Origin of the sequence: Comamonas brasiliensis, assembly GCF_018292285.1 — a bacterium.
In the GTDB taxonomy this organism is placed as follows: domain Bacteria; phylum Pseudomonadota; class Gammaproteobacteria; order Burkholderiales; family Burkholderiaceae_C; genus Comamonas; species Comamonas brasiliensis.
The window spans coordinates 234736-249372 of sequence record NZ_JAANES010000007.1 but is presented as its reverse complement, the minus strand read 5'-3'; the positions used below and the strand labels follow the sequence as shown (position 1 = coordinate 249372).

The following is a 14637-nucleotide window of genomic DNA, read 5'->3' as shown; positions in this document are numbered from 1 at the left end:
TCACTTCCACTTGTCCAGATTGGACTGGCTCACATAGGTTGCATGGAAGCCGTGCGGCACGCGACGCGGCAGCAGGATGCGCGCCACCGGGCCGTCAGCCATGCGGCTGCCCTTGGCGTCGAAGACCTGGACTTCCGACTGCTGGGTGACCGGGTTCCAGACAAACATCACGAGGTAACCGTCGTCCTCGCCGGTGGCGTTGTCGCGTGGAGCGAAGCCACCCTCGTTGTAGAAGTAATGCGGGCCTGCGCTGTAGGCCACATAGCCGCCGGTTTCGAGGTCGTACTTCACCAGCCCTGGAAAGCGCGGCTCCTCACGCCCACCCTGCGGAAAGATCACGTGGTAGGACCAGCGGTTCTTGCGGCCCTGGTAGGCGCTGTTGATGACAGGGAACTCGGTGTTGAGCACATCGTCGATGACACGCTCGCTGGTCTTGCCCGTTTCCAGATTGAAACGCCACTCGTAGAGCAGAAAATCGCGTTGGCGCATATGGATGGTGCGTTCAAGACGCTCCGAGTCCAGGCTGCCGTCGTCTTTCTCGTGCATGCGGTAAGGCGTGCCTATCATCACCACCTCCTGGCCTTCCTCCCAGGCATTCACGACGTGCAGCATGTAGGTCGGCCTGGCTTCAAACCAGCGCACATCCGAGGCATTGCCGTAGCGGGGGATGACGCCAAAGCGCGATGGCTGGTCCGCAAAGAAGCGCACCTTGTAGCGGCCGATCGCCAGCGCTTCGGGGTCGGGGCGAAGCGGAAAGTCATGCAAGATGGAGTAGTTCTCGGTGACTGCCATGTCATGCGGCAAGCCCGGCCGGGACAAGGGCACATCGATCATGTGGCACAGCTTGCGCTGTGCGTCCACCACGCCATAGCGCATATAGGGCGGCTTGGTGTCGTAGTCGAAGAACACCAGCTCGCCGGTGTGCTCGTCAGGCCGCGAGTGCGCTGACAGGCGCTTGATCCGGCCGTCGGCATCGCCGTTGCCGACGGTCTCCAGCGTGACGGGGTCGAGCGAATACGGCAGACCCGAGCGATACCACATGGCCAGCAGACGACCGGCATGGAACTTCACGTCGGTATTGGCCGTGTTCTTGAGTGGCTGCTCGGGAGTATCGGCGCGCGGGGCCTCCTTGAGTCCCTTCCACAGCGCATGTCCTGCAGCCTGCTCTTCCAGCAATCCCTCGGTCCGCACCCACTTGTTGCGGTAGCTTGCCCGACCGCGCTCGAAACGCACTGCGTGCAGCATGCCGTCACCGTCGTAGGCGTGATAGCGCCAATCAGGAGGGTAGAAGGCATTGGGCCCGTTACGCACATACAGACCATTCAGATCGACTGGAAGCTCTCCGATCACCTGGAGATTGTCCCAATGGTCTTCCTGGTGAACCGGTGCATTGTTGCCGTTCAACGCAGGGATATCGTGCACAGGTATATCTGCTACATCCATTTGTCTCGCTCCTGTTTGTCGCCCATCAATCAGGCGTCAAATCAGTGTAGGAGCGGGTCGTTGTGAAGCACCGTAGAATTTCGATATTCCATATTTGATATCAATTTTTCAAAATCTATGGATAACACCTGGAACAGATGCGTACCTGCTGGCCTAGAGGAATACGCCGGAGACAAACAGTTCGCCACCACGCTGGCACGCGGCCTGGAGCTTTTGCATTGCTTTACGCCTGAACGCCCGATTCTTGGCAATGGCGAAATGGCCAGCATGCTGGGCCTGCCCAAGGCCACCATTTCACGGCTCAGCTACACACTGCTGTGCCTCGGTTATCTGGCCACCACCGAGTACTACGGCAAGTACCGTCTCGGCCCTGCAACGCTATCCCTGGGCTATCCGCTTCTGGCCCAGTACACGCTGCGCAGAAGCGCCAGACCACTCATGCACAAGCTGGCCACGGCCTTGGGCTGCAGTGTGTCCATAGGGATTCGCGACCGCTATTCCATGGTCTACATCGAAGTCGTGCGCGCCAGCCGCGGTCTGGTCTATTCCCACGATATCGGCAGCACGCATCCGCTGCTGGGAACTGCCATGGGAAGAGCCTATCTTCTTGGATGCACGCCTGCCGCCCGCGAAGCCTTGATCAATCAGATCAAGATCAAGGATCCACAGCAGTGGCAGCAGCATGAGAAAAAAGTGCTGGAAAACTTCAGCGACTACCCTCAGTTCGGTTGCTGTACGTCGGTCGGCGACCTGATTTACGACGTTCAGGCTGTCGCCGTACCTCTGGGACGGGTTCACGGCATAGACGTCGCCGCGATCAGTTGCACGTTCCAGGGGCGCACCCTCGATCTCAACTGGCTCAGGCACGAGATTGCGCCACAGCTTCAGGCCATTGCCTGCGAGATCTCGTAACGGCTTGCCGGCAGGGCTTCGGCATCCTCATCCGGATTCAACTTGGGTGGCTTGGGCTGAGCCATCGCGCAAGCCAGATCAAGCGAAGATTGTGACTGCCGACCCGCGCCTCGTCGTCATGGCTCGAATGCAGGCCTGTTGCCTACCTCGACAAAAGCGGCACAAGAACCAGCTTTTTCCCTTCACGGATAATGCATGGTTTAGCGCCCGCCCAGCACCGGCGTAGCGCCCCCTGTTTTGCATACCGCTGAAGCGATGACCCAGAAAAGCACAGAATCCCCGTCGCTGGCCAATTTTCCCGATATGACTGACCTGTCGGCACATACGCCGATGTTCCAGCAATATCTCCCAATAAAAGCGCAGTATCCCGACACCCTCGTTTTCTATCGCATGGGTGACTTTTACGAGCTGTTCTTTGGTGATGCCGAGAAGGTCACGCGCCTGCTGGACATCACGCTGACCTCGCGCGGCCAGACAGCCGGTCAACCCATTCCCATGGCGGGCGTGCCTTTCCATGCACTCGAGAACTATCTGGGCCGCCTGATCAAGATGGGCGAGTCGGTGGCGATCTGTGAGCAGGTCGGAGAGATTGGCGCAGGCAAGGGCCCGGTCGAGCGCAAAGTGGTGCGTGTGGTCACGCCCGGCACGCTGACCGATAGCGAACTGCTGTCCGACAAGAGCGAAGCCATTCTGGTCGCCGTGCACACCGCCGGTCGCCAGCGCTGTGGACTGGCCTGGATGGCCGTGACCCAGGGCCGCATCCACATGGCCGAATGCGCGGCCGATGAACTGGGTGCCTGGCTGTCGCGCATTGCGCCCAGCGAGGTGATCTACAGCGCAGGCGTTACCGAGCGCTTCGAGCAGGCATTGTTTGCCGTCAAGCACAGCAGCGCCATCAGTTGCCCTCTGTCTCCTCGCCCCGACTGGCAGTTCGACTCTGGTCTGGGCGAGCGCAAGCTGCTGGAGCTGCTGGGCGCGGCCAGCCTCAAGGCCTGGGAGGCCGAAGGCCTGCCGCTGGCCCATGGCGCCAGTGCCGCACTGCTGTCCTATGCAGAACATACCCAGGGCCGCAACCTGACCCATATCCACGCCATCCAGGTGCAGCGCGACGACGAGCTGATTGCGCTGCCGCTGGCCACGCGCCGCAATCTGGAGCTGGTCAAGACGCTGCGCGGCGAAGATTCGCCCACGCTGTTCTCTTTGCTGGACAGCTGCATGACAGGCATGGGCAGCCGTCTGCTCAAGACCTGGTTGCTGGAGCCCGAGCGCAATCGCAAGTCCGCCATGCAACGCCTGGAAGCGATTGGCGTGCTGCGCGGCACCGGGGCAGGCACGGCCCCCTGGCAAGCCCTGCGTGCCGAGCTCAAGGGCGTGAGCGATGTGGAGCGCATTACCGCCCGCATCGCCCTGCGCCAGGTGCGCCCGCGCGAGCTGGTAGGTCTGTCCAAAACACTGGAAAAATCAAAGCTGCTGGCGCAATCCGGACAAGCTCCATCCGCCTATCTGACGCAGATCTTCAGCGACCTGATTCCGCCTGAAGGCTGCGCCGAGCTGCTGGCCCGCGCCATCATGGAAGAGCCCGCAGCGCTGGTGCGCGACGGCGGCGTGATTGCCACGGGCTTTGATGCCGAACTCGATGAGTTGCGCGCCATCCAGAACAACTGCGACGAGTTTCTGCTGGAGCTGGAGGCCAAGGAAAAGCTGCTCACCGGCATTCCCAATCTGCGCGTGCAGTTCAACAAGGTGCATGGCTTCTATATCGAGGTCACCAACAGCTACAAGGACGCGGTACCCGAGCGTTTTCGCCGCCGCCAGACGCTCAAGAACGCCGAGCGCTACATCACGCCCGAACTCAAGGCCTTCGAGGACAAGGCCTTGTCGGCCCAGGAGCGAGCGCTGCAGCGCGAGAAGTTCCTGTTCGAGCAACTGCTCGACCAGCTTCAGCCCCATGTCCCCCAGCTCACGCGCGTGGCCCAGGCGATTGCCGCACTGGACGTTCTGTGCACGTTGGCCGAGCGCTCTCTGACGCTGAACTGGGCCGAGCCGCAGTTCGTCAGCCAGCCCTGCATAGAGATCGAGGCCGGTCGCCACCCCGTGGTGGAGGCACGCATGGCCGAGACCTCCAGCGGCAGCTTCATTGCCAACCACACGCGCATGAACCTCAACACGCGCATGCAGATCATCACCGGCCCGAACATGGGCGGTAAATCGACCTATATGCGCCAGGTGGCCTTGATCGTGCTGCTGGCCAGCATGGGCAGCTATGTGCCGGCCAGCGCTTGCCGCCTGGGGCCCATCGATGCCATCCACACGCGTATCGGCGCCGCCGACGATCTGGCCAATGCCCAGTCCACCTTCATGATGGAGATGACCGAGGCCGCGCAGATTCTGCATTCGGCCACGCCCCACTCCCTGGTGCTGATGGACGAGATCGGCCGCGGCACCAGCACCTTCGACGGACTGGCCCTGGCCAGCGGCATTGCGAGCCAGCTGCATGACAAGACCAAGGCGTTCACACTGTTTGCCACGCACTACTTCGAGCTGACCGAGCTGCCCGCCAAGGCCAAGGCCGCCGTCAACGTGCATGTCAGTGCCGCAGAATCGGGCAGCGACATCGTGTTTCTGCACGAGATTCAGGCCGGCCCCGCCAGCCGCAGCTACGGTATCCAGGTGGCCAAGCTGGCCGGCATGCCGGCCAGCGTTCTCAACCATGCGCGCCATGCGCTGGAAGCCCTCGAATCCCAAGCCGGCGAGAACGATCTGCAGGTCAATCTGTTCGATGCACCGGAGCTGGTGGACGCCAGCGCCGCGCCCAGCCCGCTGGACCAGGCCATGGCCGCCCTCAACCCCGATGCACTGAGCCCGCGCGAAGCGCTGGAAATGCTCTACCAGCTCAAGAAGCTGAGCACCAGCGCCGCTTAAGAACACGTTCCAAGCCTTGTGCACTCAAGCCCGGGCCCGATCTCTTCGGGCCCGGCTTGCGTTCAGGCCTCCAGCAGTTGCTGTTGTCGCTCCTGCACGGATGGGCGGCTCTGGGGCCTGTCACCCAGCTTGAAGGCAGACACCTCGGCCATCAGACGTGCGGCCTGCTCGCGCAGGCTGACTGCCGCAGCGGCCGACTGCTCGACCAGGGCGGAGTTCTGCTGCGTGGCATCATCCAGCCCGGCCACGGACTGGTTGATCTCGGCAATACCGCGTCCCTGGGTCTGCGAAGCGCCGCTGATCTCCTCGATGATGCCCGTCACCCTGGCCACGGCATTCAGCAGTTCCTGCATGGTGGCGCCCGCATGCTCCACCTGCTGCGATCCGCTGCCCACCTGGGTCACGGAGTCGGTGATGAGCTGGCGCACTTCCTTGGCCGCTTCGGCCGAGCGCTGGGCCAGACTGCGCACCTCGGCCGCCACCACGGCGAAGCCCCGGCCCTGCTCGCCGGCACGCGCGGCCTCCACCGCCGCATTCAGCGCCAGGATATTGGTCTGAAAGGCAATCGAGTCGATCACACCGATGATGTCGGCAATCTTGCGCGAGGCGTGGTTGATGCCTTCCATGGTCACCACCACCCGCTCGAAGGCCGCACCGCCGCGCTCGGCCACGCCGCGCGCCGACTGCGCCAGCTCGCCCGCACTGCGCGTGGCCTCGGTATTGGCCTGCACGCTGTCCGTCAGCACCGACAGCGATGCCGCCGTCTGCTGCAGGGCGCTGGCTGCCTGCTCGGTGCGCAGGCTCAGATCCTGGTTGCCCTGGGCCACCTCTGAGCTGGCCACGGAAATCGAATCGGCGGCCTGGCGCACGGCCCCCACCATGCGCTCCAGCGACGAGACAAAGCGGTTGAAGGCCGAGGCCAGCGCCCCCACCTCGTCATTGCTCTCCACCGGCATGCGACGGCTCAGATCTCCATGGCCATCGGCAATCTCCTCCAGCATTCGCGCCGCGCGTCCCACGGGTGCCGCAATCGCCCGGCTCACCAGCCAGATCACCAGCAGGCCAATGCCGCCGCCCACCAGGCCGGCCACGGCCGAGGTCAGCGCAATGGTGCGGCGCACGCCGCCCAGCACCTGGGCCTCGGGCAGCTCGGCAATCACATACAGGTCCAGCTCGGGCACGTAGGAGGAGGCAATCAGCTGCCGGCCCGAGGGTGCCTCGTACATGGCATGGGCAAAGCGCTCGCGGTTCAGCAGCGCAGCGCTGAGCCCGGCACTGAAGCCGGGCCGGTCCTTGAGCCAGTGCTTGCCGTCCACCAGCGCCGGGTCTCGATGCACGAGAATGCTGCCGTTGCCGCGCACCAGGGAGACCGAGCCGGACTCGCCCACCTGGTAGGCGCGCACGGCCTGCGCCAGCTCATCCACCGACAGGCCCAGGCCCGCAATGCCCTGCCTGCCCTGGCCGGCATCGAAGCGGACATTGATGAACAGCATATAGGCGTTGGAGCTGACGTCCTTGTCGATCTCCAGCACCTGCGACTTGTCGCCGGCCAGCAGCTCGTAGAACCACTGGTCGCCCTGGCCCTTGGGCGCCAGCCTGCGCGTCACCCCCTGCTCGCCAAAGTACTGGCCCGTGGTGCCCGACACCCAGAACACCGATGAGGCACCGGCCTGCTGCTTGACCGCCTGGGCGTATCTGGCCCACGCGGCATTCCCGTCCTCGGGTTCGCCCGCAGCTTCCCAGTCCAGCACATAGCTGTTGCCAGCCAGGGATCTGGCCATGGCCAGCGGCGTGCCGATCTGGCGCAGGATGTCGTTGCGGATCTCCCCCACCACGGCCGGCAGCTCCTGCCCCACTACGCGCTCACGCAGGCTGGCGCCTGTCAGCACAAAGCCCAGCGTCGTGGAAATCGCCACGAACAGCAGCAGGCAGGCCAGCATGCTGGACATGAGCTTGGTCCGTATCGACAGGTTGCGAAATGCGTGCATGGGAGGCCCTCTTCTAACCAGCTGTAAGCAAGTGTTCTTCAAGGGGCGGCATCTTCTCACGCATACAGGCCCTGCATCTCAGGGACTTCCTCAGCCCGGCCCTGCACCGGGGCATGAACGGGGCTCCGGCAACAGTTACAGGGCCGCCACCGACGTTATTAAAACCCTTCTAAAATCACGTGGCAGCCTGCGTTTACAGCTATCTATTTAGAAGCATTCAGCGCTTGCTGCGCCTGACATCCATACGTTTTTCATTATTGTCTCTATCACCCATGACATACTGCGTCGCCCTCAAGCTCAACGCCGGCCTGGTGTTTCTGTCCGACTCCCGCACCAATGCAGGACTCGACCAGATCAGCACCTTCCGCAAGGTCATGCTGTACGAGCAACCGGGTGAGCGCTTCATGGTGCTGCAATCGGCCGGCAATCTGTCCATCACCCAGTCGGTGCGCGAGCTGCTGGAGAGCTTTCAGCTGCACGACACGACCACGGACGAGATGCTGACCATCTGGAATGTGCGCAGCATGTTCGATGCCGCACGCGTGCTGGGCGCTGCCGTGCGCCATGTGCATGAGCGCGAGGCCACGGCCCTGCAGCGCGCCGGGGTGGACTTCAATGTCTCCATGATTTTTGGCGGCCAGATCCAGGGCGAGCGCATGCGCCTGTTCCAGGTCTATTCGGCGGGCAACTTCATCGAGGCCACGGGCGAGACGCCCTACTTCCAGATCGGCGAATCCAAGTACGGCAAGCCCGTGCTGGATCGCGTCATCACCTCCGAAACCCCGCTGGACGAAGCCGCCAAGTGCGCGCTGGTGTCCATGGACAGCACGCTCAAGTCCAACCTCTCGGTGGGCCTGCCGCTGGATCTGATCGTCTACGAGAACAACCGCTTCGCCACGGACCGCATTGTCTGCCTGGACGCCGACAATCCCTATCTGCGCATGCTGCACGACAGCTGGGGCGAGCGCCTGCGCCATGTCTTCGACAGCATCGAGGACCCGGCCTGGGATGGCGGCCAGACCGATACGCCGATTCGCATCCACAGCCCGCGCGCACATCCGTTGGTCAAGGTCGGCGCGCCCGTCGCCTCGCGCTCGGCCCATGGCCTGGGTGCGGGCAACTGCCCGCCCGCCGCGCTGCGCCAGCCCGTGGTGCCGGCTCAAGCCGGCCTGAGCATGGCCGATGAATACCAGCGCCTGCAGAGCGCCGAAGAACAGGCACGCATGCAAAGACAGGCGGCGCTGTCCAGGCGCTAAACTGATCGACGCATCCAACGCCCCCACGGGGCGTTTTTACTGTCCAGCCCGTTCAGCGCCATGTCCCAGCCCACTGCCACCGCCAGCACGACGAACACCCTGCCTGTGGTCTTCGCGCATGCCAACAGCTTTCCCATAGGCACCTATCGCCTGCTGTTTTCGCTGCTGCGCCAGCGGGGCATCGACGCCGGCGGCGTGCAGCGCTTTGGCCATGATCCGCAGCGCCCCGTCACCAACCACTGGCCGCATCTGGTGGACGAGCTGATCGAATACATCGAGCAGCAGGTCGAGCGGCACGGCCGGCCGGTCTATCTCGTGGGCCACTCGCTGGGCGGCATTCTGAGTTTTCAGGCGGCCTCCAAGCGCCCCGATCTGGCGCGCGGCGTGCTGCTGATCGACTCGCCCCTGCTGGGCGGCTGGAAGGCGAACGCCGTGGGCCTGGCCAAGCAGACGCAGATCGTGGCCTCGGTCTCCCCCGGCAAGATCAGCCAGCGCCGGCGCACCACCTGGGCCAGCAACGAGGAGGCGCTGGAATATTTCCGTGGCAAGAAGGCCTTTGCCCAGTGGCACCCGCAGGTGCTGCAGGACTATGTGCAGCACGGCCTGGAGGACGACCAGGGCAAGCGCAGCCTGCTGTTCAGGCGCGAGGTGGAGACCGCCATCTACAACACCCTGCCCAGCAATCTCAACAACCAGCTCAGGCGTCACCCGGTGCGCTGCCCGGTGGCCTTCATCGGCGGTCGCTCGTCGGTGGAGATGCGCCAGGTGGGCATGGAGATGACGCAGCGCATCACCCGCGGGCGCATCACCATGCTGGACGGCGGCCATCTGTTTCCCATGGAGCGGCCCGAGGCCACTGCCGCCGCCATCGAGGCTTCGCTGCTCAATATGGAGCAGACCATTTTGCAGAAATCCACTGGAAGCACTCACAAATAAGTAGCTTCTTGCGCTTTTCAGATAACGATTTCAGCATCAAAACTATCTGAAACTCAATCAAAACAAGCGCTAGCAGCTATGAAAAAAGCCGCTTGCAATCACGCAAGCGGCTTTTTTTGCGAACAGCGCCAAGGCACTCAATGGTGCCAGTCGACGATGCCGGTATAGGCGGTCACCAGCACGATGATGCCGAAAACGATGCGGTACCAGGCAAAGGGCACAAAGCTGTTGGTGGAGATAAAGCGCAGCAGCCAGCGCACGCACAGCCAGGCGCTGATGAACGAGAAGATCAGGCCCACGGCAAACAGCGGCACATCCGCCATGGACAGCAGCGCGCGCTCCTTGTAGAGGCTGTAGACGCCCGCACCGGTCAGCGTGGGCATGGCCAGGAAGAACGAGAAGTCCGTGGCCGCCTTGCGCGACAGGCCCATGAGCATGCCGCCGATGATGGTGGAGCCGCTGCGGCTGGTGCCGGGCACCAGGGCAAAGCATTGCACCAGGCCGACCTTGAGCGCATCGAGCGCCGTCATATCGTCCACCGACTGCACGCGGGTGGCGGCGGCCGGGCGCTTCTCGGCCCAGAGAATCACGAAGCCGCCAAGGATGAAGGTGGTCGCCACGATGACCGGCGTGAACAGATGCTCCTGCACGTATTTGCCGAACAGCAGCGCCAGCACCACGGCAGGCAAAAAGCCGATGAGGACGTTGAGCGCGAACTTCTGCGCCTGGCGGCTGCTGGGCAGCTCCACCAGCGTGTCGCGGATCTTCTGCCAGTACACCAGCATCACGGCAAAGATGGCCCCGGTCTGGATCGCAATCTCAAACACCTTGGCCTTGCCGCCGACGAAGCCCATCAGCGACCCCGCCAGGATCAGGTGGCCGGTTGAGGAAATCGGCAAGAACTCGGTCAGCCCTTCCACAATGCCCATGATGGCGGCCTTGACCAGCAATAAAGTATCCACGCGAATCGTCCTTTGGGTGCAGGGTTGAAGCAAAACCGTTCATTATCCGCTCGCCATTTTCCCGCTCGTGCTCACAAGACCTTTTCCGGCCGCCGATCGACAGACAATCGCAAACTTTTACAAGACATGGCTTCTGGCGATGGGCAAAGTCACGCGCCTGTGCTGCAATAGCTGCGCGCCGGCTGTCGGCGTTTTTCAAAAATCACACCATCATGAAAAAATTTGTGGTCCTGGCTGTCGTGTCCCTGGCCTGCAGCATGAGCATGGCTGCCGGCGACAAACCCAAAACCGCCCAGCAGCAGCTCATGGGCACCTGCAACACCGAAGCCACCGGCAAGAAGGGTGATGAACGCAAGGAGTTCATGAAGTCCTGCCTGTCCGACGGCAAGAAGCGTCAGCAGGAACGCATGAAGAGCTGCAATGCCGACGCCGCCGGCAAAAAGGGCGACGAGCGCAAGGCCTTCATGAGCGAGTGCCTGAAGAAGGACTGAGCCGCCTGAGCGGCTTTGCCGCTTCCGCGCAGCGCGCAATGCACAAAGCCACCGCAAGGTGGCTTTGTGGTTTTAGGCTGAGGCAGCTGCCAGGGCCGTTCGCCGGGCGCGGCGCTTTTTCCACCAGATGACGACGCCGGTGATGGACAGCATGGCCACCATCACGCCGACCACCGATATCAGCACACGCCCGAAGGTGCCCAGGATGCGACCGCTGTGCAGCGGCAGCTGCAGCTGCACGAAGACATCGGCTCCCGTGCCATGCCAGGGACGATAGCTGCCCAGTACCTCGCCGCTTTCCGAGCTCACATAGACATTGGACAGCCCCATGCCCATGGCCCCGGTCTCGTCGTCGGGATCGAAGAAGGACACGTTGTAGAACGGGAAATCCCCGCCATACCAGATACCTCCGGCCTCAGTCTTGATGCCCAGCCGCACCGCCTCCCTGCGCGCGATCTCGATGGCCGTGGCAAAGCCGATCCTCGGCTCGATAAAGCTGCCAAAAGGTGCCGGCTTGAGCGTCTCGTAAGGGCCGGGCGTGGTGGTCGAGACCTTGCTCATCACTGGGTAGAACACCTCGCGGTAGAGATTGATCGAGAACGAGGTAAAGGCCACGATGACGATCACGCCCCAGATCCACAGCCCGCCGGCGCGGTGCAGATCGAAATTGAGCTTGTAGGCACCGGCACCCCAGCGTATACGCCAGGACGGCATCCAGCGCGCCCACCAGGACTTGCCGCCAGCCTTGGCGGGGGCATCCTGCGCCCCGGCCGCAGCCGCCTTCTTCTTCACCGGCAGGGTCAGCACCAGTGCCCAGAAGCTGTCGGCCAGCCACAGCAGCGCGAGACCGCCCATGAACCAGTAGCCCCAGCGGTTGCTGCCCGCAAACGTGGGGCTGAGCAGGCTTTCATGCAGATGGCGCAGCCAGGGCATGAGATTGCGCCAGCTCAGGGCCAGGCTCTTGGAGTCGCGGTGGCCGGTGATGGCTCCCGTCACCGGGTCCACAAACACCGTGTTGTAGCCCAGCACATGGGGCTTGCCCGTGGCCTGGTCCACCAGCGGGCGCACCAGAAAGGAAGCCGCCTCGCCCTCGCGCAGGCCCAGGCTCATATACGAGATCTCGACGCGCGCATCGGCCGCCTGCACGGCCTGGGCCAGTTGCAGCGGCGTCTGCAGCGGGCCGCGTCCCGGCGTGTGCAGCATGTCGGCATTGAGCCAGTCGTCGATTTCATGATCCCACGAGAGCACCGCTCCCGTGAGACCGGTCATGACCAGGAAAGCCGCGAGAAACAGGCCTACCCAGCGATGAACCACGGTCCACAGAGCGCGCATCAGAAGTCCACGCTGGCGGTCAGCGAGAAGGTACGCGGTGCACCCTGGACCAGATAGCCATTGGTGGCATAGCCGCCGACCGAGGCCCAGTAGTTGCGGTTGGCCACGTTGTCCACGCGTGCATTCAGGGTCACCAGCTTGCCGCCGACGTCCATCAGGTAGCGGGCGCCCAGGTCAAAGCGGGTCCAGGCCGGCACGCGCTGAGTATTGCCTGCATTGGCGTACTGCGCGCCGGTATACATCAGTCGTGCATTCAATGCCAGACCGCGCACGCCCGGCACATCCCAGTCAGCGCCGATATTGGCCTGACTGCGGGGCACGCCCACCACGCGCTTGCCGTCATTGGCGCCACTCGCAGTGGTCAGGTATTCGGCGTCCAGCAGGGTCAGGCCGCCGAGCACGCGCAGGCCCTTGACGGGCTCGCCGAACACATTGAACTCCAGACCGCGGTTGCGCTGCTTGCCGAACACGCCGTAGACATTGTTCTCCACATAGGCGCTGGGCATGCTGGTGGTGAAGAAGGAGGCGCTGGCACCGATATTGCCGCCGTCGTATTTGAGGCCCACCTCTTTCTGACGGGAGACATAGGGAGCGAACACCTGGCCTGCATTGCTGACGACCTGACCACCGTTGGTCATGGGCGCGCTGCCGCCCTTGGCCAGCCCTTCGATGTAGTTGGCATAAGCCGACACCTCGGGGGTCAGCTTGAACACCAGGCCCGCCACCGGCGTCACGCGGCTCTTGTCGTAGCTGCCCGAGCTCGCGCCCGTCGTGGCATCGAAGCCATCGACCTTGATGGTCTGGTAGCGCATGCCCACCGTCAGCAGCAGGCGCTCGTCCATGAAGCCCAGGGTATCGGCCAGCGCCAGGCTGCTGGTCTTGATGCGCTCGGTCTCGCGCGGGCTGCCCAGTATGCCGCCCAGTCCGTTATAGGCAGGCGCAGGCAGGGCCACCGGGTTGTAGATGTTGTTGCTCTGGCCGGTTGCATAGTTGTAACCCCAGGCATTGCGCTCGCTGGAATCGAAGGCCGACAGCGAAGCCACCACCGAGTGCTTGACCGCGCCGGTCTCGAACTTGCCACGCAGGCCCAGCTCGCCGGTCTTGACGCGGTTCTTGCGCGTGTTGTCGAAGCGGTTGACCGTGGCATCGCCAGCCGCGCTGGACAGCGTCAGGCCCGAGAGCGCATTGTCCTCGCTGCCCCGGCGCATGCCCACAGCGGCCCAGCCGGTCCATTGGTCGTTGAAGTCGTATTCCCCTCGCACGGTGCCGAACAGGTCGCGGCTGTTGGAGTAGGTCCAGGGCTGGGCGTAGTTGGTCTTGCTGTCAGGAGCTGCCGGAATGGGCAGATTGCCCGAAGGGGTCAGCGAGGGGCGCGGCGCCGTCAGCTTGTGCTCCTGCCAGCCCAGATCGGCCGACAGGCGTGCACGGCTGCTGCGCCAGTCCAGGCCCAGCGAACCGACAGTGGTGTGAACCTTCTCACCGCTCACGCCGGTGCCGCCGCTGCGGCGCGCAAGATTCAGGCGCACACCGGCTGCATCGTCGGGGCCGAAGCGGCGGGCCACATCGGCTGCGGCATAAGCCTGCCCGCCGCTGGCGCCACCCAGGGTGACACGATTGAGCGGCTCGTTGCCGGCGCGCTTGGGCACCACATTGATCAGGCCGCCCAGACCTCCGCCGCTGACGCTGCCCGCACCCGCGCCACTGAGAAAGGCATTCGCTCCGCGAAACACTTCCACGCGCTCCACGAACTCCGACGCCATGTACTGGCGCGGCACCAGACCGTACAGGCCGTTATAGGCCACATCATCGGAATACAGCACAAAGCCGCGCACAAAGTAGGCCTGCTGGAAATTGCCGAAGCCGCGCGCCGAGCGCACGCCCGCATCGTTGAGCAGCACGTCGCCCACGCTCTTGGCCTGCTGATCCTGAATCAGATCACTGGTATAGCTGGTGGCGGAAAACGGAGTCTCCATCATGTCCTGGTTTCCCAGCACGCCGACACGCGCGCCGCGCGCCACCTGCCCGCCCGCAAAAGGCTTGGCCAGACCCTGGGCCGAAGCATCGGCGCTGGCCTCCACGGTCACGGTCTGCAGGGCAGCCTCTGATTCAGTGCTGGAAGTCTGGGCAAAAACAGTCTGCTGGCTGCACAGTGCGAGGGCAGCCAGGGAAATCGGTCGCAGCAGGAACATTTTTTAAATTATTGAGAATGATTTTCAGAATCGTTAATTTTAGTAATCAACCCAGCCAACGATGTCAAACACCCTGGAGCCTCAACGGGAACCACGGCAAACTGCCAAGCCTGAAGCCGCCGCGTGGTATGTGTGCGCGCACAAACCAGGCAACCACACCAGTCACACCCACGGAGTTGCAGCTGGCTCCCGGCTTCTGTCACTTC

At 63.4% G+C, this 14637-nt stretch carries 10 protein-coding genes; 5 read left to right on the top strand and 5 right to left on the bottom strand.

The window, feature by feature from the left end; all coding sequences use genetic code 11:
- Positions 1–1443: a carotenoid oxygenase family protein gene (locus tag DJFAAGMI_RS23660; protein ID WP_211459639.1), complete on the bottom strand. Its 1443-nt coding sequence runs from the start codon at positions 1441–1443 to the stop codon at positions 1–3.
- 117 nt (positions 1444–1560) lie between these two features.
- On the opposite strand from DJFAAGMI_RS23660, the gene DJFAAGMI_RS23655 reads away from it, so the two are divergent.
- Complete coding sequence (locus tag DJFAAGMI_RS23655) at positions 1561–2355, top strand: IclR family transcriptional regulator (RefSeq protein ID WP_211459637.1); 795 nt, start codon at positions 1561–1563, stop codon at positions 2353–2355.
- Between the two features lie 330 nt (positions 2356–2685).
- Positions 2686–5277, top strand: a complete 2592-nt coding sequence (gene mutS, locus DJFAAGMI_RS23650; protein WP_211459756.1) for a DNA mismatch repair protein MutS — start codon at positions 2686–2688, stop codon at positions 5275–5277.
- A gap of 62 nt (positions 5278–5339) precedes the next feature.
- Here the strand turns inward: mutS and DJFAAGMI_RS23645 are convergent, their stop codons facing one another.
- Positions 5340–7265, bottom strand: coding sequence for a methyl-accepting chemotaxis protein (locus DJFAAGMI_RS23645; protein WP_211459635.1), 1926 nt, complete (start codon positions 7263–7265; stop codon positions 5340–5342).
- Between the two features lie 272 nt (positions 7266–7537).
- Between DJFAAGMI_RS23645 and DJFAAGMI_RS23640 the strand changes: the two genes are divergently transcribed.
- Both DJFAAGMI_RS23640 and DJFAAGMI_RS23635 read left to right on the top strand, forming a co-directional pair.
- Entirely contained in the window at positions 7538–8521 is a 984-nt protein-coding gene (locus DJFAAGMI_RS23640) for a proteasome-type protease (protein WP_043004752.1), read from the top strand.
- Positions 8522–8581: 60 nt separating this feature from the next.
- Positions 8582–9457, top strand: coding sequence for an alpha/beta hydrolase (locus DJFAAGMI_RS23635; RefSeq protein WP_043004751.1), 876 nt, complete (start codon positions 8582–8584; stop codon positions 9455–9457).
- Positions 9458–9594: 137 nt separating this feature from the next.
- Here the strand turns inward: DJFAAGMI_RS23635 and DJFAAGMI_RS23630 are convergent, their stop codons facing one another.
- Positions 9595–10419, bottom strand: a complete 825-nt coding sequence (locus DJFAAGMI_RS23630; protein ID WP_211459633.1) for an undecaprenyl-diphosphate phosphatase — start codon at positions 10417–10419, stop codon at positions 9595–9597.
- Positions 10420–10631: 212 nt separating this feature from the next.
- Here DJFAAGMI_RS23630 and DJFAAGMI_RS23625 point away from each other — a divergent pair, with 212 nt between their 5' ends.
- A complete protein-coding gene (locus DJFAAGMI_RS23625; protein WP_003052901.1) occupies positions 10632–10910 on the top strand; it encodes a PsiF family protein in 279 nt (92 codons plus the stop codon).
- 72 nt (positions 10911–10982) lie between these two features.
- Here the strand turns inward: DJFAAGMI_RS23625 and DJFAAGMI_RS23620 are convergent, their stop codons facing one another.
- Positions 10983–12242: a PepSY-associated TM helix domain-containing protein gene (locus DJFAAGMI_RS23620; protein WP_211459631.1), complete on the bottom strand. Its 1260-nt coding sequence runs from the start codon at positions 12240–12242 to the stop codon at positions 10983–10985.
- Positions 12242–14431 (bottom strand): TonB-dependent receptor, encoded by a 2190-nt coding sequence (locus DJFAAGMI_RS23615; RefSeq protein ID WP_211459629.1) that lies wholly within the window; start codon positions 14429–14431, stop codon positions 12242–12244. Before DJFAAGMI_RS23615 ends, DJFAAGMI_RS23620 begins: the two co-directional genes overlap by 1 nt.
- Positions 14432–14637: the final 206 nt, after the last annotated feature.

Bases quoted from the DNA above. Each gene is read 5' to 3' on its own strand.
- DJFAAGMI_RS23660 (WP_211459639.1), bottom strand. From the start codon at position 1,443: ATGGATGTAGCAGATATACCTGTGCACGATATCCCTGCGTTGAACGGC.
- DJFAAGMI_RS23655 (WP_211459637.1), top strand. From the start codon at position 1,561: ATGGATAACACCTGGAACAGATGCGTACCTGCTGGCCTAGAGGAATAC.
- mutS (WP_211459756.1), top strand. From the start codon at position 2,686: ATGTTCCAGCAATATCTCCCAATAAAAGCGCAGTATCCCGACACCCTC.
- DJFAAGMI_RS23645 (WP_211459635.1), bottom strand. From the start codon at position 7,265: ATGCACGCATTTCGCAACCTGTCGATACGGACCAAGCTCATGTCCAGC.
- DJFAAGMI_RS23640 (WP_043004752.1), top strand. From the start codon at position 7,538: ATGACATACTGCGTCGCCCTCAAGCTCAACGCCGGCCTGGTGTTTCTG.
- DJFAAGMI_RS23635 (WP_043004751.1), top strand. From the start codon at position 8,582: ATGTCCCAGCCCACTGCCACCGCCAGCACGACGAACACCCTGCCTGTG.
- DJFAAGMI_RS23625 (WP_003052901.1), top strand. From the start codon at position 10,632: ATGAAAAAATTTGTGGTCCTGGCTGTCGTGTCCCTGGCCTGCAGCATG.
- DJFAAGMI_RS23620 (WP_211459631.1), bottom strand. From the start codon at position 12,242: ATGCGCGCTCTGTGGACCGTGGTTCATCGCTGGGTAGGCCTGTTTCTC.
- DJFAAGMI_RS23615 (WP_211459629.1), bottom strand. From the start codon at position 14,431: ATGTTCCTGCTGCGACCGATTTCCCTGGCTGCCCTCGCACTGTGCAGC.